Source organism: Sphingomonas sp. TDK1 (assembly GCF_001650735.1).
Lineage (GTDB): Bacteria > Pseudomonadota > Alphaproteobacteria > Sphingomonadales > Sphingomonadaceae > Sphingomonas.
This window is the reverse complement of the sequence record NZ_LXVY01000005.1, coordinates 101,502-126,215: the sequence shown is the minus strand read 5'-3', so window position 1 is coordinate 126,215 and position 24,714 is coordinate 101,502. Positions and strand designations below refer to the sequence as shown.

23 protein-coding genes and 1 pseudogene are annotated in these 24,714 nt (G+C 63.6%); 16 read left to right on the top strand and 8 right to left on the bottom strand.

The annotated features are described in order from the left end of the window. The first annotated feature begins 80 nt into the window (after positions 1-80). The 5 genes from A7X12_RS06305 (at position 81) to A7X12_RS24965 (ending at position 2,987) form a co-directional block, all read left to right on the top strand. Entirely contained in the window at positions 81-515 is a 435-nt protein-coding gene (locus A7X12_RS06305; RefSeq protein ID WP_084445168.1) for a VirB8/TrbF family protein, read from the top strand. Beyond that, positions 512-1,372: a P-type conjugative transfer protein TrbG gene (trbG, locus tag A7X12_RS06300; RefSeq protein ID WP_064310805.1), complete on the top strand. Its 861-nt coding sequence runs from the start codon at positions 512-514 to the stop codon at positions 1,370-1,372. The genes A7X12_RS06305 and trbG overlap by 4 nt, the downstream gene beginning before the upstream one ends. Continuing rightward, a complete protein-coding gene (locus A7X12_RS06295; RefSeq protein WP_064310804.1) occupies positions 1,369-2,592 on the top strand; it encodes a TrbI/VirB10 family protein in 1,224 nt (407 codons plus the stop codon). The genes trbG and A7X12_RS06295 overlap by 4 nt, the downstream gene beginning before the upstream one ends. 9 nt (positions 2,593-2,601) lie before the next feature. Then, complete coding sequence (locus A7X12_RS24970) at positions 2,602-2,697, top strand: DUF2274 domain-containing protein (RefSeq protein WP_084445151.1); 96 nt, start codon at positions 2,602-2,604, stop codon at positions 2,695-2,697. A gap of 71 nt (positions 2,698-2,768) precedes the next feature. Then, positions 2,769-2,987, top strand: a complete 219-nt coding sequence (locus A7X12_RS24965) for a helix-turn-helix transcriptional regulator (protein ID WP_084445150.1) — start codon at positions 2,769-2,771, stop codon at positions 2,985-2,987. 236 nt (positions 2,988-3,223) lie between these two features. Here the strand turns inward: A7X12_RS24965 and A7X12_RS06290 are convergent. Continuing rightward, positions 3,224-3,578: pseudogene (locus A7X12_RS06290) on the bottom strand (transposase); the annotation flags it as partial. A 57-nt stretch (positions 3,579-3,635) separates the two neighbouring features. Between A7X12_RS06290 and A7X12_RS25405 the strand changes: the two are divergent. The 9 genes from A7X12_RS25405 to A7X12_RS06250 all read left to right on the top strand — a co-directional run bounded on the left by A7X12_RS25405 (position 3,636) and on the right by A7X12_RS06250 (position 14,503). Continuing rightward, positions 3,636-3,875: a hypothetical protein gene (locus tag A7X12_RS25405; RefSeq protein WP_157105508.1), complete on the top strand. Its 240-nt coding sequence runs from the start codon at positions 3,636-3,638 to the stop codon at positions 3,873-3,875. 701 nt (positions 3,876-4,576) lie between these two features. Further along, positions 4,577-6,820: a TonB-dependent receptor gene (locus tag A7X12_RS06285; RefSeq protein ID WP_084445148.1), complete on the top strand. Its 2,244-nt coding sequence runs from the start codon at positions 4,577-4,579 to the stop codon at positions 6,818-6,820. Positions 6,821-6,828: 8 nt separating this feature from the next. Then, on the top strand, positions 6,829-8,262 hold the full coding sequence (locus A7X12_RS06280; protein WP_232318381.1) for a CaiB/BaiF CoA transferase family protein: 1,434 nt from the start codon (positions 6,829-6,831) through the stop codon (positions 8,260-8,262). 122 nt (positions 8,263-8,384) lie between these two features. Continuing rightward, a complete protein-coding gene (locus A7X12_RS06275; protein WP_064310800.1) occupies positions 8,385-9,173 on the top strand; it encodes an SDR family oxidoreductase in 789 nt (262 codons plus the stop codon). A gap of 3 nt (positions 9,174-9,176) precedes the next feature. Beyond that, positions 9,177-10,292 (top strand): acyl-CoA dehydrogenase family protein, encoded by a 1,116-nt coding sequence (locus A7X12_RS06270; protein WP_064310799.1) that lies wholly within the window; start codon positions 9,177-9,179, stop codon positions 10,290-10,292. After that, entirely contained in the window at positions 10,289-11,443 is a 1,155-nt protein-coding gene (locus A7X12_RS06265; protein ID WP_084445146.1) for an acyl-CoA dehydrogenase family protein, read from the top strand. Before A7X12_RS06270 ends, A7X12_RS06265 begins: the two co-directional genes overlap by 4 nt. A 91-nt stretch (positions 11,444-11,534) precedes the next feature. Beyond that, positions 11,535-12,278, top strand: a complete 744-nt coding sequence (locus A7X12_RS06260; protein ID WP_064310798.1) for an enoyl-CoA hydratase/isomerase family protein — start codon at positions 11,535-11,537, stop codon at positions 12,276-12,278. Between the two features lie 97 nt (positions 12,279-12,375). After that, complete coding sequence (locus A7X12_RS06255; RefSeq protein ID WP_064310797.1) at positions 12,376-13,362, top strand: NAD(P)H-dependent flavin oxidoreductase; 987 nt, start codon at positions 12,376-12,378, stop codon at positions 13,360-13,362. A 91-nt stretch (positions 13,363-13,453) separates the two neighbouring features. Further along, the gene (locus A7X12_RS06250) at positions 13,454-14,503 is read left to right on the top strand and encodes an NAD(P)H-dependent amine dehydrogenase family protein (protein WP_064310796.1); all 1,050 of its coding nucleotides are present in this window, start codon (positions 13,454-13,456) and stop codon (positions 14,501-14,503) included. Positions 14,504-14,589: 86 nt separating this feature from the next. Here A7X12_RS06250 and A7X12_RS06245 read toward each other — a convergent pair whose 3' ends face one another. Continuing rightward, positions 14,590-15,546 carry a phytanoyl-CoA dioxygenase family protein gene (locus A7X12_RS06245; protein ID WP_198161923.1) on the bottom strand — a complete coding sequence of 319 codons (957 nt, stop codon included), beginning with the start codon at positions 15,544-15,546 and terminating at the stop codon, positions 14,590-14,592. Between A7X12_RS06245 and A7X12_RS06240 the strand changes: the two genes are divergently transcribed. After that, on the top strand, positions 15,545-16,018 hold the full coding sequence (locus A7X12_RS06240; protein ID WP_064310794.1) for a MarR family winged helix-turn-helix transcriptional regulator: 474 nt from the start codon (positions 15,545-15,547) through the stop codon (positions 16,016-16,018). The two genes, A7X12_RS06245 and A7X12_RS06240, sit on opposite strands and share 2 nt — an antisense overlap. 138 nt (positions 16,019-16,156) lie before the next feature. Here A7X12_RS06240 and A7X12_RS06235 read toward each other — a convergent pair whose 3' ends face one another. The 6 genes from A7X12_RS06235 to A7X12_RS06210 form a co-directional block, all read right to left on the bottom strand. Continuing rightward, positions 16,157-17,263, bottom strand: a complete 1,107-nt coding sequence (locus A7X12_RS06235; RefSeq protein WP_064310793.1) for an amidohydrolase family protein — start codon at positions 17,261-17,263, stop codon at positions 16,157-16,159. A 22-nt stretch (positions 17,264-17,285) separates the two neighbouring features. Further along, positions 17,286-18,080, bottom strand: coding sequence for an enoyl-CoA hydratase/isomerase family protein (locus tag A7X12_RS06230; RefSeq protein WP_064310792.1), 795 nt, complete (start codon positions 18,078-18,080; stop codon positions 17,286-17,288). 11 nt (positions 18,081-18,091) lie between these two features. Then, a complete protein-coding gene (locus A7X12_RS06225; protein WP_064310791.1) occupies positions 18,092-20,287 on the bottom strand; it encodes an acyl-CoA dehydrogenase in 2,196 nt (731 codons plus the stop codon). Positions 20,288-20,416: 129 nt separating this feature from the next. Further along, positions 20,417-21,430, bottom strand: a complete 1,014-nt coding sequence (locus A7X12_RS06220) for a DUF2889 domain-containing protein (RefSeq protein ID WP_064310790.1) — start codon at positions 21,428-21,430, stop codon at positions 20,417-20,419. Continuing rightward, positions 21,427-21,888 (bottom strand): HIT family protein, encoded by a 462-nt coding sequence (locus A7X12_RS06215; protein WP_064310789.1) that lies wholly within the window; start codon positions 21,886-21,888, stop codon positions 21,427-21,429. Before A7X12_RS06215 ends, A7X12_RS06220 begins: the two co-directional genes overlap by 4 nt. A gap of 17 nt (positions 21,889-21,905) precedes the next feature. After that, positions 21,906-23,090, bottom strand: a complete 1,185-nt coding sequence (locus A7X12_RS06210) for an acetyl-CoA C-acyltransferase (RefSeq protein WP_064310788.1) — start codon at positions 23,088-23,090, stop codon at positions 21,906-21,908. Between the two features lie 217 nt (positions 23,091-23,307). Here A7X12_RS06210 and A7X12_RS06205 point away from each other — a divergent pair, with 217 nt between their 5' ends. Beyond that, positions 23,308-24,711 (top strand): MFS transporter, encoded by a 1,404-nt coding sequence (locus tag A7X12_RS06205; protein WP_198161921.1) that lies wholly within the window; start codon positions 23,308-23,310, stop codon positions 24,709-24,711. The last annotated feature ends 3 nt before the right edge of the window (positions 24,712-24,714 follow it).

Genomic DNA, 24,714 nt, shown 5'->3' with positions numbered 1-24,714 from the left:
GGCGCCCGGACGATATCGACGCGCTGTCCGTCCGGTTCGCGGAGGATGGCGACGTAACGCCCCCAGTAGCGCTCGATCAGATGACTGCCGCGTGTAGCGCCGATCCGCGCCTGCTCGGCCGCGTCCAGAGCCTCTATGTGCGGGCGGCAGACCCGTTTGCCAGGATCGGCCAGCGGACCGTGTCGGTCCAGGTGACGAGCGTAGTCCGGGCATCGGATCGCTCCTTTCAAGTGAAGTGGACCGAGACCGCCTATGAGCGTGGAAATGCTGCAGGCACTTCCCACTGGACCGGCATCCTGACGATCCTGACCAAGCCGCCGGTATCGGCCGACACGCTCCGGAAGAACCCGCTCGGCATCTACATCGACGCGATCGACTGGAGCCGTGAACTTGAACCCGCAGCGCCGGCGGCTTCGACGCGTACTGCGCAGCCGCCCAGCAACGTGCCGCTTGGCTCGCCGCTCGACCCGAACCTTGGTGCGCAACCCACCGTCAATACGGAGACACAGCCATGACGAGACTCTTCGCAACTGCCGCGCCGCTGGTGCCTTGCCTGATCCTTGCAGACGCCAGCGCGGGGGCAACCTCGCCTCGCGATAATGCCGGGCGCGTTCCCTTGCCGATCGTCGGCGCCGAGGAGGGGTCTACGCACGGTCTCGTCGTGCAGGGCTCCGTCAACGCCATGCAGACATATCCATTCGCCGATGGCGCCATCTACTCCGTCGCCACGGCACCAGAGCGGGTAACCGACATTGCCTTGCAGCCGGGCGAAACGCTGGTCGCGGTCGCGAGCGGCGACACGGCCCGCTGGGTGATCGGCGATACCACCAGCGGTTCGGCCGCGGAGCGGCGGACGCATGTGCTCGTCAAGCCGTTCAGCGCGGGCCTCTCGACCAACCTTGTCATCACCACGGACCGGCGCACCTATCATCTCAACCTGACCAGCAGGACTAAGGCGGCAATGGTTGCGCTCGCCTGGACCTATCCGCAGGATGCGCTGATCGCGTTGAAGCGCGCCACCGCAGAAGCCGAGGCGGTTGCACCCGTGGCGACCGGTATCGAGGTCGAGCAGTTGCACTTCAACTACGTCGTGTCGGGCGATCGACCAGCCTGGCGGCCATTTCGTGCTTTCGACGACGGGCGGCAGACCTTCATCGAGTTCCCGGCAACGCTGGCCGTCGGGGAGGCGCCCCCCATCTTCCTGGTGGACGGGAAGGGCGAGGCCCAACTCGTAAACTACCGCGTGAAGGGCCGCTTCTATGTCGTCGATCGGATCTTCGACGTCGCCGAGCTTCGCCTCGGCACGAAGCACCAGCAGATTGTCCGCATCCGCCGGGTGGCGGAAGGTTCGCCTGACCGGAGGGAATCATGACCGCCGAGGCAGCATCACCATCTGCACCCGAAGCGCCTGCCATCCCGGCCAAGGTGGATCCGGAAACGCTGGCGCTTCGCGCACAGCCCGCGCGTGCGATCCGCTTCAAGCGAGGCGCCATTGTCGGCATCGCGGCGCTCGGCTCGGTCAGTCTGGCCGCGACGGCCTGGGTGGCGCTTCGGTCGACGGACCTGCACCTGGCTGCACCAACACAAGACACGCCCGTAGCGGTGAAGGCACCCGCCGATACCCTTAACCGCCTGCCGGGCAGCTATGGCGACGTGCCGAAGCTCGGCCCGCCCTTGCCGGGCGACCTCGGTCGGCCGATCCTCGAGCATCAGCGCGCCATGGCTATCGCGCCGCCAGCGGAGAGCGGGACGCCGCGTGCCGATCAGGCCGCCGTAACCGAACGGGAGCGAATGGCTGCAGAACTGAAGGCAGCGCGCGAGTCGGGGGTGCTGGTGCAATCGGGCAATCGCAACGATCCGGCCCGCACCGCCGATGCGACCCCATCCTCGCCATTCGTCCAAGCCACCGATGCGTCGCGGCTCGCGATCGATCCCGATCGTGATCCCAATGCGCAGCAGCGCAAGGCTGACTTCGTGGCTGCGCGCGACAGCGGCGGCGATGTCAATGCGCACCGGCTGAGCCCGCCAGTGTCACCGAACATGCTGTCCGCCGGCAGCGTCATCGCGGCGAGCCTGATCACCGGACTCAGGTCCGATCTCCCCGGGCTCGTCATCGCTCAGGTGACGGAGCGGGTCTTCGACAGCGCGACGGGCAGTATCCTTCTCATCCCCCAGGGTGCGCGGCTGATCGGCAGCTACGACAGTGTCGTCGCTTTCGGGCAGAAGCGCGCGCTGGTGGTGTGGCAGCGGATCATCCTGCCGGACGGCAGCTCGGTCCGGCTCGACAATGTGCCAGCAACTGACCCGTCGGGCTATGCCGGGCTTGCGGATCGGGTCGATTTCCACACCTGGGCGCTGCTCAAGGGCGTTGCGATTTCGACCCTGCTCGGCGTCGGTGCAAACATGACCTTCTCCGGCGAGAGCGATCTCGTACAGGCGATCCGCCAATCGACCCAGCAAAACGTCTCGCGTGCCGGTGACCAGATCACCTCCCGCAACCTCCAAATCCAGCCGACCATCACGATCCGACCGGGCGCGCCGGTTCGGCTGGTCGTCCACCACGATCTCATTCTCGCGCCGTGGCGCGGTTAGGAGAACACCATGGTAGATCTCAAACTTGCGCGCATTCCTGATCGGACCCCGGTCAAGCTCACCATCACGGTGCTGCCACAGCTGCATCTTGCGCTCGGCGACTAGGCGCGCGTTTATGCGGAGACCTATGGCCGCGAAGAGCCGGCGCGCGAGGCGCTGGCACGCGAGAGGGTGAAATGACCCCGCCCGAGGAAGTCGACCGGTTGTTGCGGATCGACGAGGTGAAGCGGCGCGTGAGGCTGGGTAAGACGATGATCTATCGCCTCATTCGGCAGCAGCGATTTCCTGCACCCTACAATTTATCGCCTTCACGGCCCGCTGGAGCCAGCGTGAGGTGGTCGAATGGATCGACCGGGTCAAGGATGGCTTCGAGGGGCAAGAAACGCGGCTGGTAGCGTAGCGGTGCTGGGAAAAAATTTGGTATCACAGCGACTTGGTGTCACCAAAAATTTTCGGGGCACGCGACGGGGCATTTCTCCGGAAACCTTCGTCTCCTCGGCGGGATTTACGAAGGGAAGCGCCTGTGGGTTCGAAGTCGTGTGCGGAGCGGCGGCGATTGACGTTGGAGGAAATCGCTGTGATCATCGCGTAGGAGCCGATCAGGAGGTAGCTGGGGCGGCTTTTTCGGCGGCGTGCTCATCCCCTGTGCGTACATCGACACAATCTTGTCGTCGAAGCCGGGAAACCGCCGCTGATATTTGGCGATCAGCTGCGGATCGAAGTTCGCCTGGCGGTCGCGGCACCGCAATCGCCAGGCTCCCGGTGTCGGTCATCGCCGTCTTCCGGCCATAGCCGTTCCGCGTGTTGCCGCCGCCGTCCTCACCGGCGAGGCGATGGTTCATCTCCGCGTTCAACGCGCGCTCCGCCAGCGCCTTTTTCAGCGCATCCAGCAAGTCGGCTTGCTGCGGTGCTGTTGCCGCATCCCCGCCGGCCAGAAGCTGGTCCAGCAACTCATTTGGTATCGCGGGCTCTTTGCGTCGGGATATCTCGGGTCTCTTTCTTACCCTCTATGCCCGCCCGCACACGAAATTCCTGAAATTGCCATGTTCTACGATGGCGGCGTCCTCGACCCGCGCTTCGTGAAGGTCCGGATTTTAGAAGAGCAAGCCGCAAAGCCAAAAGGCTGCAGCGAGGCAAGCGAGCGGTATGATCCCCATCATGGCGCAACGGATGTCTGCCATATCGATCCAACGCGCGGCACCGACTCTTTTCAGCATATCGCCTCTCCTGGCCACGGATCGTGTGATCTCTTTGGCACCACACGCATGCGGATGGTGCCGTGATGGAGCGGGCACTGCCGTATACGCAGCCACATATATTCCATATTAGCCAGGCAGTGGGGAGGCTGGCGCTCAAAAATCACATTTGCGATACAGGATGCCAAGTGTCCGGAATCAGGACCGGTACTCCCGCGGGCGCAGACCGAGCCAAATGATGCACCATGGTCGCTCGGCGAGCAGTGGTCGACGCGCTTCTCGCAACAGTCGAAGACCGGTTCGGCCGCGGACGCCGAACAAGAACGCGCAGGCCTTCTCTTGCGGATCGAACTCGGAGTCTTTGACGGATATAGCATTTGCGCCGGATCAGCGATCTACACGACTACCCACCATCGGTCGCGGAGATCGGCCCGCGTGCGCTCGCTTCGATCAGCAGCGCGCACGGGGCGCACTGAGATGCGCCTGATTGCCGCGGCGGCGCCTCGGATCGATCATTCCGTCCGGGCAGGCGCGCTGCGATCCCACTGCTTCGGATCTCCGAAGGAAGTGTCGGTTCGATGCCAGAGCGATGCGCCTTTGGCGAGCTTGTGTCCCAAATATCGTATGCGTGATGTCACCTTGGGATGCGCATGATTGACGGAACAATCGTCCCGCGATACCAATTTCGAACTTCCGCTTGATAAAAAATTGCCCCGGGCAAAGCGATGACGCTTGGACAGGGACTAGCATGATAGAGGGGCGGGAGGCGCTTTTGGGAGAGGAAAAGAATGCGCCATACTCGTACCTGGTGCCCATTGCTGGGCGCTACAGCTGCCTCGTTCGTGATGCTTGCTGTTCCCGCGATCGCTCAGGATGCGGCGCCAGTGCCGGGCTCCTCGCCGGCCCAGCCGGCGCAAGCGTCGCCGACTAATCAGGAGCAGCTCGAAAACATTATCGTTACCGCGCGACGAACATCGGAGAATCTCCAGAATGTTCCCGTTGCGGCATCCGTGCTGAGCTCGGATTCGCTGGAGCGCCAGCAGATCCGTCGTGCGACGGATCTCCAGTTCAGTGCACCAAGCCTGGTGATCACGCCGGACCCCCTGGGAGGGTCGGGCGCGCCGGTCTTCCAGTTGCGTGGCCAGACTTCGCCGCTGGGTGCCGATAACACCGTCGTAAACTATTTTGGAGACGTGCCCGTCGACTCGCGCGTGATTGCGGCCGGTATCTTCGATCTGGCCTCGGTGCAGATCGTCCGCGGTCCGCAGGGGACTCTTTTCGGTAAGAACAGCACGGGCGGCGCGGTTCTGTTTACCCCGCAAAGAGCAAATACGCGCGACGTGAGCGGCTATGTCACCGGGAACATCGGTAACTATGACCTTCTGCAGTTCACCGGCGCCATCAACCTGCCGATCGTCAAGGACATTCTGGGCGTACGCCTTTCCGGGCAGGTCGCTCGCCAGGACGGCATGGTCAAGAATTTGAGCGGGCCTGACGGAAACGACAAGGATTATACCGCACTTCGAGCAGCGGTTACGCTGACCCCTGTGGACGGGCTCGAGAACGATCTGCTTGTCACCTATTTCAATGGCAAGCAGCATTTGAACCCCCCGATCACGAAGACACTCGGTGGCTTCGGCCTGTTTTTCCCTCCCGCGCTGGCCGGACTTGCACGCCAGCAGCAGTTGGGTAACCGGACGATCGATCAGTCATATTCTCCGGATTACGATAATAACAAGAGCTACCTTATTGCTAACACCACCTCCTATGAGTTTGGCGGTGTTACATTGAAAAATATCTTTGGATATTACGATATAAAGAACGCTTTTGACCTTAATTCGACGAGCCTTAATTTTCCGATGGTCGATGTTGCACAGGCTCGTCATCAGACCCAAATCAGTGACGAACTGCAGGTATTTGGTAAATCCTTTGAAAATAGCCTGACGTGGTTGATGGGTGGTTTCATATCCAGGCAAAAGACCAGAGTGGATCAGACGACAACTCTATTCAGTACGAGCCCTACGCTATTCGATACATCATTCGATCGATATACGTCCAAGGCGTTGTTCGGTCAGGTCACCTATGATTTCAGTAATCTTGGGCTGACCGGCGTCAAAATCACCGGTGGCCTGCGGCATACCTGGGATACCCGCGTAGGATCGAACAGGGGAGTTCCTGATCCCCTACGGATAAGCGACAAGGAACTGAGCTCGACCTTGGGTGTCGACTATCAGGTCACCAGTCATGTGTTGATCTATGTAGCCAACCGGCACAGCTACAAGGCAGGCGGATTCAACCTGATTTCTCCGGCGATCCCACCGGCGCTGCGAACCTACGCACCTGAGAAGCTCACGGACTATGAAATTGGCGTCAAAGCCGATGCGCATATCGGCCGAGTGCCCGTTCGTGCCAATCTGGCGCTATACCAGGGCAAGTATTCGAATATCCAGACTCAGGTCACAGGCTCGTGTGGTGTTAGCCAGAACTCCAACTCATTGATCGTTAATGCGGGCAAGGGTACCCCGAAGGGGATCGAACTCGAACTGGAGGCGCGACCGCTGAAGGGCCTGCAGCTGAATGGTTTCTATAACTTGACTCTCGGCAAGTACGACCAGTTTGCCATACCGGATGTCAATGGATGCACGCTGGCAGTGGCTTCGCGCAATCTTACCGGGCAGAACTTCGGCAACATTTCCAGGGATACGGCTGGTCTTACGGCAATCTATACCATTCCTCTGATTGGAAATGGCGAAGAGCTGGCGTTCAACGGTAACGTATACTACCGAAGCTCACGCCTGGGCAATGACCTCCAGGGGTTCAATAGCGCGCAGGCAGGCTATACGCTGCTCAATGCGCGCATCGATTACAACAATATCGGTGGGAGCCGCCTTAGCGCGGGCATCTACGCGCGCAACATCACGAATGAACTCTACGGCCTCACGCGCAATTTCCAATTGACGGGGGCGGGTTACGAAACCTTCACCTATGGTGACCCGCGCACCTATGGGGTGGAGGCGACGTTCCGCTTCTGAGTGTCCCCATGCGGGGCGCATCGGGCGTCCCGCATGGCAAGCTGCCAGGTCGCTTTGGCCACACGCTTTCAAGCCGCCGTGCGCCTTGCCCGGTCCTTGCTGCGGAACCTTCGGTGGATGTTGACCGGGAAGTGATCGTTGCCGCCGTCCTGTGGCGCCGGTGCATGGCTTCTGGTGGCACTATCGTCGAAATATGGAGATACCGAATGACCTCAGGATCGCCACCCGGCGCTCTTTCCGGCTTGACCGTGCTGGATATGACCCGGGTCATCGCCGGTCCGCTTGGCGGGCAGATTTTGGGGGATCTCGGTGCCGAGGTGATCAAGATCGAGCGCCGGGGAGAGGGCGATGACTCGCGGCGGGTCGGTCCTCCCTGGTTACGGCAGCCGACCGAAACCAGCTCCGGGGAGTCGACCTACTTTCTATCGGTCAACCGCAATAAACGCTCGATCGCCGTCGATTTCGCGACCGCGGCAGGGCAGGCGATTATCCGGCGGCTGGCGAGCGCGGCTGATATCCTTATCGAGAATTACCGCACCGGTACATTGGAGCGCTACGGTCTCGGCTATGCGGCGCTGCGCGAGATCAATCCCAGGCTGATCTATTGCTCGATCACGGGCTTCGGCCAAACGGGCCCGTATGCGGAGCGTTCGGGCTATGATTTCCTCGTTCAGGGAATGGGCGGGGTGATGAGCGTCACCGGTCACGCCGATACGGAGGAAGGGGCGGGGCCGTTGCGGGTCGGCATACCCGTCGTCGACGCCTTCGCCGGAATGAATGCCGTCATCGGGATTCTCGCAGCGCTCGAGCATCGGCGCAAGACCGGGGAGGGGCAGCAGGTCGATATCTCCCTGTTCGAGTCGCTAGCAGCGGCATTGCTCAACACGTCGTCTTCGTGGCTCAATGCCGGGGTAAAGTTGGGCCGGACCGGCAACGATCATCCCAGTGCCGCGCCGTACGGCGTCTTCCGTGCCTCCGACGGCCATATCATCATCGCGACGTTCAACGATCGGGAGTTCGTCCGGCTCGCAAACGTTCTGGGGCACCCCGAATGGCTTAGCGATACTCGCTTCATGCGCAATGGCGATCGGGTCCGCAATCGCCCGGCGCTGAAGGCGCTTATCGCCGACATCATCCGTACAAAGACACGCGCCGAATGGGTGTCGATCCTGAACGATGCCACGGTGTCCGCCGGCCCGATCAACGACATTGAGGATATGGAGCGGGACGCGCAGGCGATTGCCCGCAACATGTTCCTGACGCTCTCCTCCGGCGCGTTCGGGGATGTCCGTACCGTTGCCTCGCCCTATCGACTTTCCGCTACTCCCCCCGCCTATCGTTACCCGCCGCCTGCCGTCGGGGAGCATAATGACGAGATCCTGGCAGAGGCAGGATATTCGGAAACCGAGCGCGCTGCGCTTCGGGCCGCCGGCGTGCTCTGAGCGCCGGCGGTGTGCTGGACGATGACGGCATCGCGATACCTGGTCCCGGATCGAGGGAATGGAATTGCGAGCGTTTCGGAGCAGGCCATGAGAATTCGCTGAGATGAAGAAGGATGCCCGCAATGGATAGTCAGCCGACCGCCAACCCCATGTCCCTTGTCGATAGGACGGTCATCGTTACCGGGGCCGCCCAGGGCATCGGCCGGGCAGTCGCCGATCTGGTGGTTGCGCTGGGCGGCAATGTCGTGATCGCGGACATGAATGGCGATGCCCTCGAAGCGGCCAAGGCCGAGTACCCCGAAGGACGCTATCTGGGCGTGAAGGCCAATATCGCCAACGCCGCCGAGGTGGATGCGCTGGTGCAATACGCCGTCGACACGTTCGGCGCCGTGCATGGCCTGGTGAACAATGCCGGCATCACCCGTCCCGCGATGTTGTCGAAAATGACGCTTCAAGAATGGGATCAGGTGATCAGCGTTCACCTGACCGGCGCGTTTCTGTGTTCGCAGGCCGTCGGCAACCATATGATCGAACGTGCGAAGGCGGGGGACCCCAACCCCGGATCGATCGTCAACATCTCCTCGGATGCCGGGGTCCAGGGAACGATAGGCCAGGTAAACTACGCAACGGCCAAGGCGGGCATCATCGGCATGACGATGTCTACGGCGCGCGAATGGGCGAAGTACAATATTCGCGCCAACTGCGTCGCCTTTGGCGTGGTGGTCACGCCGATGACGGAGACGGTGCGCAGCGAGAAGTTCGCCGAGACCTATCTGTCGCGGATCCCACTGGGCCGGTGGAGTTCCGCGGAAGAGGCGGCGAAGCCCGTCTGCTTCCTGCTCTCCGATGCGGCTTCTTTCATCACGGGCCAGCGGTTGTCCGCCAATGGCGGCATGCAGATGGCCGGGTGATCCATGGGCTGGCGCACCGATGACGAACTGCAGCAGATGCTGCGCGACAGCGCTATCGCATTCCTCGGCGATGCGGGCGGCCCGGGCCATTTCCGGGCGGTGCGTGCGTCCGAAACCGGTTTCGATGCCGACACGTGGCGGCGCATGGCCGAACTCGGCTGGACCGGCATGCTCCTTCCGGAAAGCCTGGGCGGCGCCGAACTCGGACTGAGTGCGGCCCTACCGTTGGCGGAGGAACTCGGCCGCGCGCTTTCGCCCGAACCCTTTGTCGCGTCGGCGATCCTGGCGGGGACGCTCCTGGCGCGCGGCGCCGGGCCGGTGGCCGCGGCGCTCGCCACGGGGTTGGCGCAAGGCCATCAATCGGTCACGCTCGCTTGGCAAGAGCGGCGCGGCGGCGTCGGCATTCCGGCGTTCGGGACGCGCCTGGCCGCCGGCCGGCTGCAGGGAGCAAAGGTGCACGTGCCCGCCTGGCACCCTGGCTCCGCGCTCTTGGTTGCCGCACAAGGCGATGACGGCCCTGTCGTGGTAGCGGTCGATCCATCGGCGTCGGGAGTCACCTTCGTCGTTGCGCGCGCGACCGATGGTACCCTGACTGCGGACATCGTGTTCGACGATGTTCACGTATCTGCCGATGCCGTGATTGTGGAGGGCGATGCTGCGCGGGTCGCGCTCGAGCACGCAATCGCACGCGGCACCGTCGCGCTGAGCGCGCAACTCGAGGGCCTGGCAAAGGCGCTGTGGCACGAAACGCTGGCCTATATGCAGCAGCGCGCGCAGTTCGACAGCGCGTTGTCGGAGTTCCAGGCGCTGCGGCATCGCATGGTGGACCTCTATAGCCAGATCGAACTCGCCGCCGCCAGTTGGCGCAAGGCGGCGCGCTGCGCCGAAGAGGGCGGGCTTCGAGGGCCGGCCGTGCACGCAGCCAAAGCCCGTTGCAGCCGGGTAGCCCAGGAAATGGGGCGCTGGGCGATCCAGTATCACGGAGCCTTCGGCTATACCGACGAAGCGGATGTAGGCCTCTACGTCCATTGCGCGCTGCGCTGGTCCAGCTGGCTCGGCAGTGCCTCCGCGCATCGCCGGGCAGCGCTGATGGCACATCGCGACGGAAAGGGCGCATGATGACGCAAGACCTCAACCTGCTGTCCAACGACGCGTTTCGCGCCCGGTGGCGCGGCTGGCTGGAGCAGAATTATCCGGCGGAATGGCGCATCCCGATCATCCGCCGCCTTGCCGGTGACGAGGAACGGCGGTGGCACCGGATGACCTATGAAGCCGGCTGGCGCGCGCCTGCCTGGCCAAAGCAATATGGCGGCCTGGGCCTGAGCCTGGAAAAACAGCTCATCCTGAACGAGGAGATGGAACGCCATCGCTGCGCCCGCGTGCTCGACAGCGGCGGGGTGCTGCTGGCACCGGTGCTGATGAAATATGGCACCGATGCGCAGCGATCGCGCTACCTGCCGGCGATCCTGCGCGGGGAAGATCTGTGGTGCCAGGGCTATTCCGAGCCCAATGCGGGTTCCGATCTGGCCAGCCTGCGGACCTCGGCGGTGCGGGATGGAGAGGCGTTCCTCGTCAACGGCCAGAAAATCTGGACGACGCTGGCCGGCTGTGCGGACCGCATCTTCGTGCTGGTGCGGACCAACAAGGAGGTGAAGAAGCAGGCAGGTATCAGCTTCCTGTTGGCGGACATGGACACGCCCGGCTTGACCGTGCGCCCCATTCTCAACCTCGCCGACGAAGACGAACTCTGCGAGGTTTTCTTCGAGAATGTGCGCATCCCTGCGGAAAATCTGGTCGGCGCGCTCGACCAGGGCTGGACGGTGGCCAAGGCCCTGCTCGGGGATGAGCGCATATCCAACGGCGCCCCCACCTTGCCCAGGCAGGCGTTCGAAGTGCTTGAGCAACTGATCGAAACGCGCGGGCTCGCCGAAGATGCCGGGGTGACGGATAGGGCTGCTTCCTTGTTCTGTGACGTGCACGATCTCGCCGCGCTCCATTCGCAAGTTGCGGACGCGGCAATTCGCGGCGAGGTCGACAATGCCGTTCTGGGCATGATGAAGGTCCTTGCGACGGAGGCGTTCCAGGATATCTCGGAAGAGATACTGAATGTCATCGACGAGGATGCCGGGCTGCAGTCGCCGACGATCGGCGCGGAAAGTCCGTTGGATCTCCGTAAAATATACATGATCGCGCGACCGTCGACCATCTATGCCGGCGCAAGCGAAGTTCAGCGCAACATCGTTTCCAACGCGCTGATGGGCAAAAGCTGAACGCGGCAATTTCTCCGGCGCCTCGCCTTTATACGTGGGGCGAACCCTGGGGCGTAGGGGCGATCGCTGCTGAGCAAGGAGGTGAGACAGCGTGACTTCTTTGGTAGATCGAAGCGACGCGGACGGCGTTGCTACCCTGACGCTAAATCGTCCGGAGGTTCTGAATGCGCTCTCAGCGGGCAGCTTCCGGGAACTGCGCACTCATATCGACGCCATCGCTACCCAGACGGAGGCCATCGGTTGCGTCGTCCTGCGCGGTGCCGGGCGGTCCTTCTGCGCCGGAGCCGATCTCAAGGCGTTCAAGGAGCGGAAGCCGACCGATCCCGACCCCACCGCCTTCAATCGCGCCACCCTGTCAGCCCTGGCCGCGCTTCCGCAACCCGTGATCGCGGCCGTGCAGGGCCATTGCCTGACAGGCGGCCTGGAACTGGCGCTGACCGCCGACATCCTTTTCGCGGCGGAGGATGTACGGTTCGGGGATACCCATCAGAAATGGGGATTGCACGCAGGCTGGGGGCTGACTCAACGGCTTCCGCGCCGGATCGGCCGTGCCAGGGCGAAGGAAATGATGTTCTCCGGTCGCGAAGTCCTGGCCGAAGAGGCGGTGCGCATCGGGCTGGCGAACAGGTCGTTTCCAACGGACCGCTTGCACGAAGAGGTCCAGGCGTTCGCTGCGCTGATCGCCAGTCACCCGCGCGGCGTGACCCGTTGGCTAAAGACGATGATCGATGGCGGCGCCGAGATGCCGCTCGCCGACGGGCTGGCGATGGAGATCGAGACCAATCCGGGCCGCAACGCCGATCTGGCGTCGCGTCTGGAAAGCGGCGGCTTCTAGGGGATGCGGCGCGGGCGGGAAGTGGCAGGAGGTCGTGCTGCGGCGCTGCTGCACACCCGCAGCCCCGAGGATGAACGAGGTAGTCACAGGGAGGCTAATGATGGAACTCTTGGACACGCCGCTATTCTCGGGAATGCGTCTGCCGCTGGTGGCGGCGCCCATGTTCCTCGTCACCGGCCCCGATATCGTCATCGCGGCATGTTCCGCCGGTATCATGGCCGGCGTTGCCTCGGCTTCGGCGCGTTCTGCGGAGGAATATGACGAATGGCTCGATCGGATTGCCGGGGAACTCGCCGCCTTTGAAGCGCGCACCGGCCAGCGGGCGGGGCCTTATGCCGCCAATCTCAGCGCAGGCGCGGGCAGGGACGCGCACCGTGCCGGCTTGTTCGAGAGGCAATTGGAGGTCTGCAGGCGGCGGCGGGTACCGATCGTCATCAGCGTGGGCGGTGCACCGGCTGATCTTGTCAAGGAAGTGCACGGATGGGGGGGCGTCGTTTTCCATGACGCAACGAGCGTTCGCCACGCCGAAAAGGCGGCGGAGGCAGGAGTCGACGGCATCAATCTGATCGCAAGTGGTGGTGGTGGCCATGCTGGCGCTGTCAGCGCCTTCGCCTTGGTCCCGCAGGTTCGCGCCTTTTTCGACGGCGTGATCGTCCTTGGCGGCGCGATCGGCACGGGCGGCGGCATTCTGGCGGCGCAGGCGCTGGGTGCGGATCTCTGTTACATGGGCACCCGCTTCATCGCCACGAAGGAATCGATGGCGCCGGATGCCTATAAGGCGATGTTGGTGGCAGCGGATACCAGCGACATCCTTTACACGCCTGCCTTCACGCGCGGGGTGCCTTGCAATTTCATGCGATCGTCCATCCGCGCGAACGGGTTCGACCCAGACCACCTGTCCGTCGAAACCGTCGCGCAGGATCCCCGTTCCTCCGAGCGCAAGCCCTGGCGGGATATCTGGGCTGCCGGCCAAGGCGTCGGGCTGATCGACGACATTCCCGCCGTGCAGGATCTCGTTGACCGCATTGCCGCGGAATATGGCGAAGCAGCGAAGCGCCTGCGCGAGCGCACGCGACGCTCGTAGGATCTTCATATATTCTATTGAACATTAGATTTAAATTGATACCCTTGTTTCGAGCGGTTTCCCGCAAGAAGAACCCGAGCAGGAGAGAGAAATGGCGAAAAAGCGTGTTGCCGTCTGGGGTACGGGCCCCATCGGAATGCCCGGCCTGCGCGGCCTGATCGGTCATCCAGAATATGAGCTGGTCGGCCTTCTGGCCTGGTCGCCCGACAAGATCGGTCGCGATGCCGGCGATATCGCGGGGCGTCGGAAGACAGGCGTCATTGCGACCGCCGATCCGGCCGAGCTGTTGGCGCTCAAGCCCGATTGCCTGGTTTACCAGGGAAACTATTCGCATCGCGAAGCGGAATGTGTGGCGGATGTGGTTCCGTTTCTCGAGGCCGGCATCAATGTCGTGGGGCCTGCGCTGATGGATCTCATTGCCCCCGAATTCGGCCGCAGCGCGTTTGTCGAGCCGATCGCGCAAGCCTGTGAAAAGGGCGGAGCCTCGATCTTCTGTGGCGGCACGGATCCCGGCTATATGACGATCGGCCATCTGTTCAGCCTGTTGTCGGGTGCCGGTGAAGTCGACACCGTCGATGTCTGCGAGATATCCAACCTGAACGGCTATGGCAGCTTCCTGTCCATCATGAACTGGGGGTTCAACCAGCCGCTCGATTATCGCGCACCGATGTTTTACGATGATATCGGCAAGGGCTGGCATGAAAGCACCATCTGGGGGATCGCCGATTATCTGGGTGTCGAGCTGGACGAGATCGTTCAAACCTATGAGACGGCGGCGCTCGATCATGATTATGATGCAGCCTGGGGCAAAGGGCTTGCCAACACGATCGCCGCGGTCCGCTGGACGATGCGCGGCATGTACAAAGGCAAGCCGCTGATCATCTACCGCAAGGTGGAGCGGTGCCATGTCGACGCCGGGCCCGAATTCGAGCAGCCGCTGAACGGCGCCGAGTGTGGTTATCAGGTGATCATCAAGGGTGAGCCCAATATCCACACCGAAATGGCGCTCAGCCTTTACGATGGGTGTGCGATCACCGCTCTGCACCCGATCAACGCCATCAACGAGGTCTGCGCGGCGAAGCCGGGCATCCTCGGTCAGCTGGATATGCCGCACTTCTACTCCAGGAACATCCGCCGCTGAGGGGGGCGTGCGGGCCGCAGCACCTCCCTGGCATTCGGCGGACGCGCGGCGTTGTGTGCGTCCGCCCCATCAGGCAGCGGTGCCGGTCAGCAGACGGGGAATGCATCCGGATACGCACCGATCTTCGCGGCATCCGGGATATCGTCCTTTGCGCGCAACCCCCGCATCCGGCCGGGTGAGGGGAAGGCCTTGCCCCGGGGAGCGTGATAGTGGACGTCCGGCCCGCCGAGCAGCACCGCATAGGCGCGCCGGGGAGTGGGGTGATTGGGATGCCCCCCGGCACCGTGCACGACGTTCCCCTGGAAGGCGAGCACGTCGCCGGGCGCCACGTCGAAGGTCAAGATGTCGAAGCTTTCCGGGAAACGTGCGACGTCTGGCACCATCGGCATCCCGGGATCGCCAATTCCCGTCGCGCCTTCCTTGGCGGACGGGTCGCCCGATCGAACCTGGGTGCTGAAGATCATGTCCCACCGGTGCGAGCCTCGGAGGACCTGCACCGTCAAGTGTCGCGGCGAGAAATCGCAGGGAAACCATAAGCGAACGATGGACTCCCCGCGCACGCGCAGAAAAGGTGTGTCCTGATGCCATGGCGTCGCCACTACCGGCCCGCCAGCCTTATAGAAAACCTGGTCCAGGATGAGCTGCGCCGATGGGGCTTGCATCAGGGCCGATCCGATCGCTCCGATTCGTCCCGACCCCAGGAGATCCGCTAGAACCGGGCTCTCCATCGAGGCATAGTCGCGAACGACCGTGGCGCCGCCGGTTGCGCCGCCTTCGACCACGGTCGCGGGACCCCGCTCCTCTCGATAGCATTGCTCGATGCCGCGCTCGAGCTGGGCGACGTCTGCGCTCGACAAAGCGCCTTTGATGAGCACGGCGCCGTCACGGCGATATTGTTCGATATGGGCGGGTGTAACGACCGACATGAACCCTCTCCTATTTGACACAAAGTTCCACTTTGGAACTTCAGAGTCAATCTGGAAAACGGCGTTGCAATGTGCGAGGCTTCGCGCTTGCCCGTCATTCTGCCGGAAAGAGTTCATGAAGCCCCTCTCGACTGCCTCGCATCCGCTGGTTCCCCTTGTCGACGAAGTCATCCGGCTGAAGGGGCGGCTGGACGGTCTGTTCGCGGATGTGGCGCCGTCGGTGAACCTCTCGCAAATGGAACTCACCATCCTCACCGCGGTCGTTGAGGCCACGCGCCCCCCGACGGTGCCGCAGATCGGCCGAAGCCTCGGTCTGCATCGCCAGGTCGTTCAGCGCACGGCCAACCGCTTGGTGACGGCAACACTGCTACGGACGGAGCCCAATCCCGATCACAAGCTCGCCCATTTCCTGCAGGTCACCGAGGCGGGAGCGGCCGTCTATCAGGCCGCAACCGAACGTGCGACGCGGACGGCCGAGGCGGTGCTGGAGGCGCTTTCCGTGGAGGCATGCCAGCGCGTGGCCGCAGAGCTACGCGCGGTGCGGACGACGATCGAGGCATATCTGCGGAAACCGGACGGGAAGCGGTAGCGGCGCACAAGGCAGGCATCGCCTGCAGTTGGGTCGGTGCCTGTTGCCTTGCGCGCGATGCGGGGCAGAAGGGTTTGTCGGGGCGGGGAGAAGGCGCCCGGCTACGCCTCCTCCCTGATTACGGCAAACCGCGCAGGCTCAAATGCCCCAGAGCTGGGCGGCGTTGCCGCCAACGATCTTCTTGAATCGCGCTTCCCCGGCCTTGTCGTAGATCTGCTTGGCGATCTGCATGGATTCGCCGAAGACGCCTTCGGGGTGCGGATAGTCGATCGACCACATCAGCTTGTCCTCGCCGATCCAGTCGATCAGATCGAGCGCGACCGGATCGTCCATGAACGTCGTCCAGCAATTCTGATACCAATAGTGGCTGGGCTTGTGTTCGATGCGCGGGCGAATGGCCGAGATATAGTCGCGGTAGATCTTGTCCGCGCCGGTGATCGTCGGCGGAACCCAGCTGGCGCCGCCTTCGGTGAAGACGATCCGCAGATCGGGAAACCGATCGAAGAGACCCGCGAAAACGAGTTGGCCGAACAGCGCGTTGAACGGTTGGAGATTGCGGTTGATGTTCGCCGCCAGCGCCCCCGTGCCCGTATATTCGAGCGCCACGCCGATATGAATCGAAAGCGGCAGACCGGCTTCGGCGATGGCTTCCCACATGGGGAGCATTTCCGATCCGTTATAGCGGACGCCGCGCGGTGCCGACGGGATTTCGACGGCCTTGAAGCCAAGCGCCTTGATCTTCTGCATATAGTCCCGGGTCATCTCGGGTTTGTAGAAGGTCGGGAGATAGGCGACCGGGAACAGTCGGTCGGGCGCGATCATTCGCCATTCGGCCAACCACTCGTTGAAAACGTCGATGCACTTGAACCAAAGATCCTTGTCCTTCATGCGGATCAGTGCGGCAGCGCGCGAGTGGAACGTGATCGACGCATCGATGCCTTCGGCATCCATGTCTTCGAGCCGCTTCTGGGTGTCCCAGAAGCCGGGCCGTCCCTCCGGAAACGAGAGATCGAAGCCCGGCGTGTTGTAGGATTCACCATCCACGACCAGATGGAAGATGCCGTGTTCGTCTTGCCAGAATTTGGGCGCGCGATCCTTGTCGGGGCCGGTCAGCCGCTCTTCCCAAAGATTTTGGGCCTCCATCAGATGATCGTCGGCGGAAATGAACCGCGTGCCGGCCGGCGGTGTCCAATCGCCCTTCGACAATTTCCTGTTCTTCGGCCAGAATTCGGTCAGGTCATTCATAGCGCTAGCTCCTAAGACAACGTCATTTTTTCTTCGAAAGCTTTTCGATCATGGCAGCGATCAGGCTGCGGTGCTCGTCACCGAGGAAGAGGATGCTGTTGGCGAGGCGTTCCACGTTACGGGCCTGTTGCCGCTCGAGATCCGCCGTCAGCTCGATCGTCAGCTTGGAGATGGCGACCGCTTCGGGGGGGAGGGAGGCCAGTTTTTCGCAGAACGCCTCGACGCGGGCGCCGAAATCCTCATCGGAAAACACGTCATGCAGCAGGCCCATGCTCAGCGCTTGCTGCGCGCTCGCCGTTGCGCCGGCCAGCACGAACCAGCGCGCCCAATGGGGGCCGATCAGGCGCGTCAGCCGGCTCGTCCCGCCCGAGCCCGGGATGCAGCCGATATCGATTTCCGGCATCCTGTAGGTTGCCGAGGAAGCGGCGAGGCGGAAGTCGCACGAGAGCGACATTTCGAACGCGCCGCCAAAGCAGGGCCCCTGATGCGCGACGACGATCGGCTTCTCGATGGCCTCCATTTCGTCGAACATGCTGTGGAAGCTACCACGCCCGCGGCGATACCATGTCCGTTCGTTCGACGAGCTTCCCGCCGTGTCGCCCTTCTGGATGTCGGTCAGGTCGGCCCCGGCGGAAAAATACTTCCCGTTCGCGCGGATCAGCAGCACCCGCAGGTCGCGTCGATCCCGGAAGACATCCAAGGCATCTGCGATGCCGTCGGCGATCGCCATGTTGATCGCGTTGTACTTCGCCGGCCGGTTGAGCACGAGTTCGAGGATCGCGCCGCGCTCTTTCCGGAGCAGATCGGGTTCGGACATTGGTTGCACTCCTAGCTTCGGGTTCGCGGAAGCCCGAGCGCGGATTCCGCCACGATGCTGCGCTGCACTTCGCTGGTGCCGCCATAGATCGTCGCCTGAATCGCCTTGCGGCTTTCGAGCTCTACGGTGCCAAGGTCGGTATGCGCCTGGATCAGCGACCATGGCGCGGCGAGTTCGACCAGTTCGCTCGAGCAGCTGACCAGCGCTTCGGAGGCGAACAGCTTCGCCATGGGGCCGTAATATTTCTTGCCCTGGCCGCTCACGAATCCCCAGAGGCATCGCCTGTCGAGGACATCCGCGACGAGCAGGCGGGCATGACATTGGGCAAGGCGCGCGCGGACTCGCTGCCGGTCGATCGGCCGCTCGCCCTGGGTGTTGGCGGTGTGCGCCCAGGCGAGTGCATGGCGGAGCATGATACGCAGGGCACTTACGAAGAAGTCGCCGCCGCCCTGTTCCAGCGCCAGCGCGAGGCCGAGAACCTTGGTTCCTCCATTGACGTCGCCGATCCGATAGCGATCCGGGACGCGCATGTCGGAATAATAGGTGATGTTGGTCCGCTCGCCACCCAGCGTCTTGATCTCGTGTACTTCGAAGCCGGGGATGGAAACGGGCACGAGGAAAAGCGTGAGACCGGCATGCTTGGGCAGCGCCGGGTCCGTTCGGGCGATCAGCAGGACATAGTCGGCCAGATGGCCCTGGCTGGTGAACATCTTCTGTCCGTCGATGATCCAGTCGTCGCCATCGCGGGTGGCGCGCGTCTTCGCGGCGAAGATGTCCGACCCGGCCGAAGGCTCGGAATAGCCGAGAGCGACGTTCCGCTCCCCGGACGCGAGTCCGGGAAGGACTTCTTCTTTCACCTCTTCCGAGGCGAAGTGCATGAGAATCTTGCCGACCATGTGCGTCACCGTGCCGGGCACGCGGGGCCACTCGAACTCGCAATAGACTTCGTTCAGTGCTGCCATCTCATAGGGAGTCCTGTCGCCCCCGCCGAGGGCGGCAGGCCAATCCGCGTAGAGAAAGCCCGCCTTGGCCAGCTGGGTGTTGAAGGGGTGGTCGCCGTCGTCGGTCTCGTGGATGAATCGGCGCATTTCGGGAGTCATGTGCGCGGCGAAGAAGGCGCGGGCCTCGGCCGCATAGGCTTCCGCGGCATCGCCGAGCCCGAAGCTGATCTCGCCGCTGCCGATGTGGGGCACGGGATCCGTCCGCCCACCCCAGAGGCGGTCGCCGAGCAGGTTGAGCTCGGCCTCGGGATCGCCGAGCAGCATCGACCAGGCGCGGGCCCGCCGGAAATAGATCTGCGCGTCATACTCCATCGACACGCCGTAGCCGCCGAAGGTCCGCATAGCCCGGATCGTCGCCGCGGAGGCAGCGCGGGTCGACCACCAAAGCGCTGCCGAGATCTGCGCGGCGCGAGCGGAAGGTTCGGCTTCCGAGGCCGCCCGCCAGCAGAGCAATTGCGCACCCTCGACATCGGTAACGGCGTCGGCGAGCGGATGTGCGAGGCCCTGGAAGCTGCCGATCGGCCGGCCGAATGCCTCGCGCTCCGACGCGTAGGCTGCGGCATGCTCGAGCGCCTTGCGGCCCATGGCGGCGATATTGGCGGCCGCGAGCAACTTCCATTCCTCGATGCCGGCCTGCCAGGCGGCGCATGCGTCCGGACCGGAGGCGAGTGCCAGCGCATTTTCGAGATCGATCGTTATCATAGCCAGCGGCAGCGTGCCGAGGTTGGCCGGAACCGTCCGATCTGCGGGCACGGCGGCGAGATAGACGGTTGCCCCGTCCGAACAGAGGACCCGATCGGCGATGGCGCCGGCGGGAACCAGTTGCGGCATACCGGCTTCCACAGGGTGGAGCGCGACGGTGAGGATCGAACCGCCTGCAATGTCCTCCAGGACGGCATGCCCGGCGGGTGCGATGTCCGCGAGAATTCGGCTCGCCACGGCGCATTCGATCAGTGGCACCGATGCCAGATAGCTGCCGAGCGTTTCGGCAACGACCACCGCATCGATAAGGGCCAGGCCGCCGCCCCCCCGCCCCTCCGGCACCCGCATCAGGGGAAGGCCGAATCCGACCAGTTCCGTCCAGAGTGCCGGATCATATCCCAGCGGTTCTGCGGCCCGGATGCGTGCCGAAGTCGATTCGTTCTGAAACAGTCGCTCAAGGCTGTCCCGCAACAAGGCCTGTTGTTCGCTGAGTTGCAGGTTCAAATGCCATCTCCTTGGGTTTGGACACGCTCTTGCGGCGGTCCTTTAGACCGAGACTAATTTACAATCTAACGATTGGAAGGTAAAATGACAAGGGCGTGATCGCGCCTCCAACGGGGTGCGGGCGACCCCTTAGGCCAGGTTGGCGGCGAGCACGGGCACGTCGGCCAGTCCTCGCAGCACATCGTTGAGATGCGTGCAGCCGAGCGTCGAGGGAAGCGTGTCGAGAACGGTGTTGCGGAAATCGCCGATCTGGTGTCCCACCATTCGCGCAGCCTTGACGGCAGCGCCCGGGCACTCCGGGAAAGGAAGGATCAGCGGCAGCGCCTGGAGCGATTCGAGAATGCCGCTCTCGGCATCGATCTCCGCATAGACGCGATATTCGTGCACCGCCCTGCGCCCGCCATCGGGCGCAGTGCCGCTGTCCTGAAACGCCGCGTCCACCAGGATCAACCGGTCCTCGCGCCAGATGTCCAGTCGGCGGGCGCGACGCATCGCAGGGCCGTGCTGGTCCGGCATGGCATGCCAGCTCCAGCTGTCCGAAGGATCGGCCAGTGGACCCACGCGTGCAGTGTCTTCCGTCGCGGCGTCCTGCAACCGGTCCGGCAGGAGCGCGGAGGAGCCTTCCGCAAAACCGGTACAGATGTTGAGCATGTTGCCTTTCCGGCCATGCGTCTGCGGTTGCGTCTTATCCTTGGAAAACGCCGCCCAGTCCGGCATCCACTGCGACCAGATCCAGCGGGCAACCAGGCTGGCACCGGCGAAATCATCAAGGATCTGATATAGCGGGGTGCCGACCAGATCGCCGAGTGCCGAGGCGATCATCCGCCTGCTGTCGCCGCCCGCCCGCACGCCGACCAGCTCGCCGGTGCGCTCCTGGTGCGCGTTCGTCTTCAACGCTAGTATTTCCCTGGCCGGGGAAATGCGCATTTCATACCCTGCCTCGCTCAGGATATGCGGATCGCCGCCGTCTTCGGGGGTGCACAAGTCGCGGGCGCGCGCCGCCATGGTCCAGGCTGCGGACGCCCCATCCGGCCAGTGGGAGTCGATGGAGGTGGTGCGTCGGATCGAGCCCGGACGACGCAGTGGCGCGACGCCGGCCGACTGCCGCGCCAATGGGAATTGCTGCGGTCTATGTGTCATCATGCCTCCGATGCTCCTCCCTCACCCTGTGCGATCCTCGCCCGGAGGCGCTGCGCCATCGCGTCGAGTTCGCCCGGGTCCCCTCGTTGCTGTGCGTGGATGCCCAGCGCTTGTCCGGCAAAGCGAGGCACCAGATGGACGTGCACATGGAATACGGATTGTCCCCCATCGCCCCCGTTGAACTGCAGCAACTGAACGCCAACGGGATCCAGTTCCGCGACCAGGACCCGCATGAGCATCTGCGCGCGGCGGAAGAGCGGGGCGATGCTCGCTTCGTCGAGGTCGAGCAGGTTCCGCGCCTGTCCCCGCTTCGGAATGATCAGGCTATGCCCGGGCGATTGCGGGAAAAGGTCGAGAAAGGCGAGCGTGTCCTCGTCTTCCCAAATGCGATGGCAAGGCAGTTCTCCCCGCAGGATTTTCGCGAAGACATTGTCTGGATCATAGGTGCCGACCAGCGACATGGCTGCCTCCTGTGCGATCAGACCAGCTCGTACAGGGAGGCCGCGCCCATCCCGCCGGCGATACACATGGTGACCACGACATATTTCACCTTGCGGCGCCTGCCTTCGATCAGGACGTGGCCCAGCTGGCGCGCGCCCGTCATGCCGAAGGGATGGCCGATCGACACGGCGCCGCCATCGACGTTGAGTCGGTCGTCCGGTATCCCGAGCCGGTCGCGGCAATAGACGACCTGGCAGGCATAGGCCTCGTTCAATTCCCACAGGCCGATATCCTCCAGCCGCAGTCCGTGCTGTTTCAGGAGCTTCGGAATGGCATAGACCGGCCCAATGCCCATTTCGTCCGGCGCAAGACCGGCGATGGCGAAGCCGCGATACAGGCCCAGCACGGGCAGGCCACGTTGTGCCGCGAGCGTTCCGTTCATGAGGACGCTCGCGGAGGCGCCGTCGGCGAGCTGGCTGGCATTGCCCGCCGTGACCGTGCCGTCTTCACGCACCACGGGCTTCAGCTTTGCGAGCGTCTCCAGCGTGGTGTCCGGGCGGTTGCACTCGTCCTGCTCGAGCAGCACGTCTAGCTCCGAAACCTCGCCGGTGGCCCTGTCCGTCACCAGCTTGCGCGTCGGCAGGGGTACGATCTCGTCATCGAAGCGCCCGTCACGCTGCGCCTGCGCGGTCCGCATCTGGCTCGAATAGGCATAGGCGTCTTGCACCTCGCGGCTGATGACGTAGCGTTCCGCCACGACCTCGGCGGTTTCGTTCATGCTCAACAGCATGCCGGGCTGATGCGCGCGAATCCAGGGCGCGCGACCGGCCCGCGGTATGTGCGGCGTGGGGCTGACCATGCTGACCGACTCGACGCCGCCGGCGACCACCACGGGTACGCGATCGACGATGATGCGCTGCGCGGCGAAACTCGCGGCCTGGATGCCGGAACTGCATGCGCGTGCAATCGTCACGGCGCCGGCGGTTTGCGGGATTCCGCCGACGAGACCGGCATGGCGCGCGATGTTGTTGCCGCTGTCTCCTTCCGGAACCGCGCAACCGAAGATGACGTCGTCCACTTCCGCCGGATCGATTCCCGCGCGCGCTACTGCGTGACGGATGGCATGGCCGCCCAGCGTGCCGCTGTGCGTATTGTTGAAGGCGCCCCGAAACGCTTTGGCGAGCGGTGTGCGGGCAGTCGAGACAACGACCGCATCGGTCATGGATTCACCTCGAATTTTTCAGGAGTGCCGCTCTAGCACGGGAAAAATATCAATCGATAGGTAAAAATTGAAGGGAGGGGAATGGGGTCGTCCACCGCGGCGGATGGGCAGAAGGGCTTCCGGCCGCCACGCTAGAAATCACAAGCGTGTTGCCGAACGCACGGACAGGTGCGGTGCCGGCGGCTAGCCTGCACCGCAAATGGTGAGGAGGGCGAGCATGGCAGCGACGCAGCAAGGCGGTTTTCGGTTGGCCATGATCACCCTGATCCTGATCGAGGCGTTGAGCTCGTTCGAACATGTCATGATCATTGCGGCACTGCCGTTCATCTCCCGTGCGTTCGGCCTCGCATCGGCAGGGTGGGTCGTCACCAGCTTCCTGCTCGTACAGGCCAGTTCGGCGGCGATCGGTGCTCGGCTGGGCGACATGTACGGGCGTGAGCGCGTGCTCGCCGTGATCCTGGTGCTGACCACAACCGGATCCCTGATCAGCGCATTCGGCGGGAGCATTCACTTCGTGATTGTCGGCCGCTGCCTCCAGGGGCTGTCGGGTGCGAACCTCGCGCTCTGTTATGGTATCGCCCGGCAGATGGTGCCTGCAAAGCGATTGCCCTTCTGGGTTGGCGCCTTGACGGGCGGCGTAACGCTGGCGGCGGCATTCGGCTATATCCTGGGGGGCTATCTGGCCGATCTGGGGAGTTGGCGGCTGATTTTCTGGTTTGCTGCGGGCTATGGCGCCATTGTGCTCCCCCTGCTGCTGGTTACCGTGCCCCGCCTCGGCAACGCGCCGCCGATGGGGGGTGTCGACTGGCTGGGCGGCGTGCTGCTGCCGCTGGGGGTTGCGGGCATATTGTACGCCGTCACCTCCTCCGTCACCCAGGGCGGCCGTGGTCCTTGGATCGCGGGCGCGGGTGTGGCGGGGGTTGTCCTGTTGCTGTGGTGGTGGGGCCACGAATGGCGCCGTCCGGATCCCCTGATACAGGTCCGCTTGTTGACGCAGCGGCCCGTGCTGATCGCCAATCTCTGTTTTGCCATCGCGGCGCTGGGCATCATGCAGTTCCCGCTGGTGCTGATCCAATATCTGCAGCAGCCTGCCAGCAGCGGCGCCGGGCTCGGACTGTCCGCTACGGCAGCGGGATGGATCAAGCTGCCTTCGAACGTGGGTTCGCTCCTGGCGGCGATGCTGGCCGGCTGGCTTTGCGGGCGCCACGGCGGCCGGCCGGTGATCCAATATGGCGGGCTGCTTGCGGCCCTCTCGCTAGGATCCTTTCCGTTCTTCCACAGCAATCCGTGGCAGATCATGGCTATCACGATCGGCGGAGCGGCCGGGATGACCACCTTGCTGGCGGCTGTGCCCAACGTCGTGCTCGCCCATGTGCAGCCCGAGCGTGCCGGAGAGGCCACCGGGCTGACCATGACGGTGTTGCGCGTCTTCACCGCCGCTGGCGCGCAGCTGGTAACGCTCTCGCTGGCGGCCAGCGCGACGCCTGCCCTGGCTGGCGGCCGCGCCTATCCCACCGAGTTCGGCTACACGGTCATTCTGGCAGGGATTGCGCTCAGCGGCGTTCTTATCGTGCTGGTCGCCCAATTGGGGACGGGCGCCGCCCGCCCGCGTCGTACCTGACGA

Coding starts and splice junctions, on each gene's coding strand:
- A7X12_RS06240 (WP_064310794.1), top strand. CDS start 15,545: ATGAAGCCCCTCTCGACTGCCTCGCATCCGCTGGTTCCCCTTGTCGAC.
- A7X12_RS06235 (WP_064310793.1), bottom strand. CDS start 17,263: ATGAATGACCTGACCGAATTCTGGCCGAAGAACAGGAAATTGTCGAAG.
- trbG (WP_064310805.1), top strand. CDS start 512: ATGACGAGACTCTTCGCAACTGCCGCGCCGCTGGTGCCTTGCCTGATC.
- A7X12_RS06280 (WP_232318381.1), top strand. CDS start 6,829: ATGCGGGGCGCATCGGGCGTCCCGCATGGCAAGCTGCCAGGTCGCTTT.
- A7X12_RS06245 (WP_198161923.1), bottom strand. CDS start 15,546: ATGAACTCTTTCCGGCAGAATGACGGGCAAGCGCGAAGCCTCGCACAT.
- A7X12_RS06265 (WP_084445146.1), top strand. CDS start 10,289: ATGATGACGCAAGACCTCAACCTGCTGTCCAACGACGCGTTTCGCGCC.
- A7X12_RS06220 (WP_064310790.1), bottom strand. CDS start 21,430: ATGATGACACATAGACCGCAGCAATTCCCATTGGCGCGGCAGTCGGCC.
- A7X12_RS06205 (WP_198161921.1), top strand. CDS start 23,308: ATGGCAGCGACGCAGCAAGGCGGTTTTCGGTTGGCCATGATCACCCTG.
- A7X12_RS06250 (WP_064310796.1), top strand. CDS start 13,454: ATGGCGAAAAAGCGTGTTGCCGTCTGGGGTACGGGCCCCATCGGAATG.
- A7X12_RS06305 (WP_084445168.1), top strand. CDS start 81: ATGACTGCCGCGTGTAGCGCCGATCCGCGCCTGCTCGGCCGCGTCCAG.
- A7X12_RS06215 (WP_064310789.1), bottom strand. CDS start 21,888: ATGTCGCTGGTCGGCACCTATGATCCAGACAATGTCTTCGCGAAAATC.
- A7X12_RS06230 (WP_064310792.1), bottom strand. CDS start 18,080: ATGTCCGAACCCGATCTGCTCCGGAAAGAGCGCGGCGCGATCCTCGAA.
- A7X12_RS06270 (WP_064310799.1), top strand. CDS start 9,177: ATGGGCTGGCGCACCGATGACGAACTGCAGCAGATGCTGCGCGACAGC.
- A7X12_RS06295 (WP_064310804.1), top strand. CDS start 1,369: ATGACCGCCGAGGCAGCATCACCATCTGCACCCGAAGCGCCTGCCATC.
- A7X12_RS24965 (WP_084445150.1), top strand. CDS start 2,769: ATGACCCCGCCCGAGGAAGTCGACCGGTTGTTGCGGATCGACGAGGTG.
- A7X12_RS06255 (WP_064310797.1), top strand. CDS start 12,376: ATGATGGAACTCTTGGACACGCCGCTATTCTCGGGAATGCGTCTGCCG.
- A7X12_RS06285 (WP_084445148.1), top strand. CDS start 4,577: ATGCGCCATACTCGTACCTGGTGCCCATTGCTGGGCGCTACAGCTGCC.
- A7X12_RS06210 (WP_064310788.1), bottom strand. CDS start 23,090: ATGACCGATGCGGTCGTTGTCTCGACTGCCCGCACACCGCTCGCCAAA.
- A7X12_RS25405 (WP_157105508.1), top strand. CDS start 3,636: ATGTTCTACGATGGCGGCGTCCTCGACCCGCGCTTCGTGAAGGTCCGG.
- A7X12_RS06275 (WP_064310800.1), top strand. CDS start 8,385: ATGGATAGTCAGCCGACCGCCAACCCCATGTCCCTTGTCGATAGGACG.
- A7X12_RS24970 (WP_084445151.1), top strand. CDS start 2,602: ATGGTAGATCTCAAACTTGCGCGCATTCCTGATCGGACCCCGGTCAAG.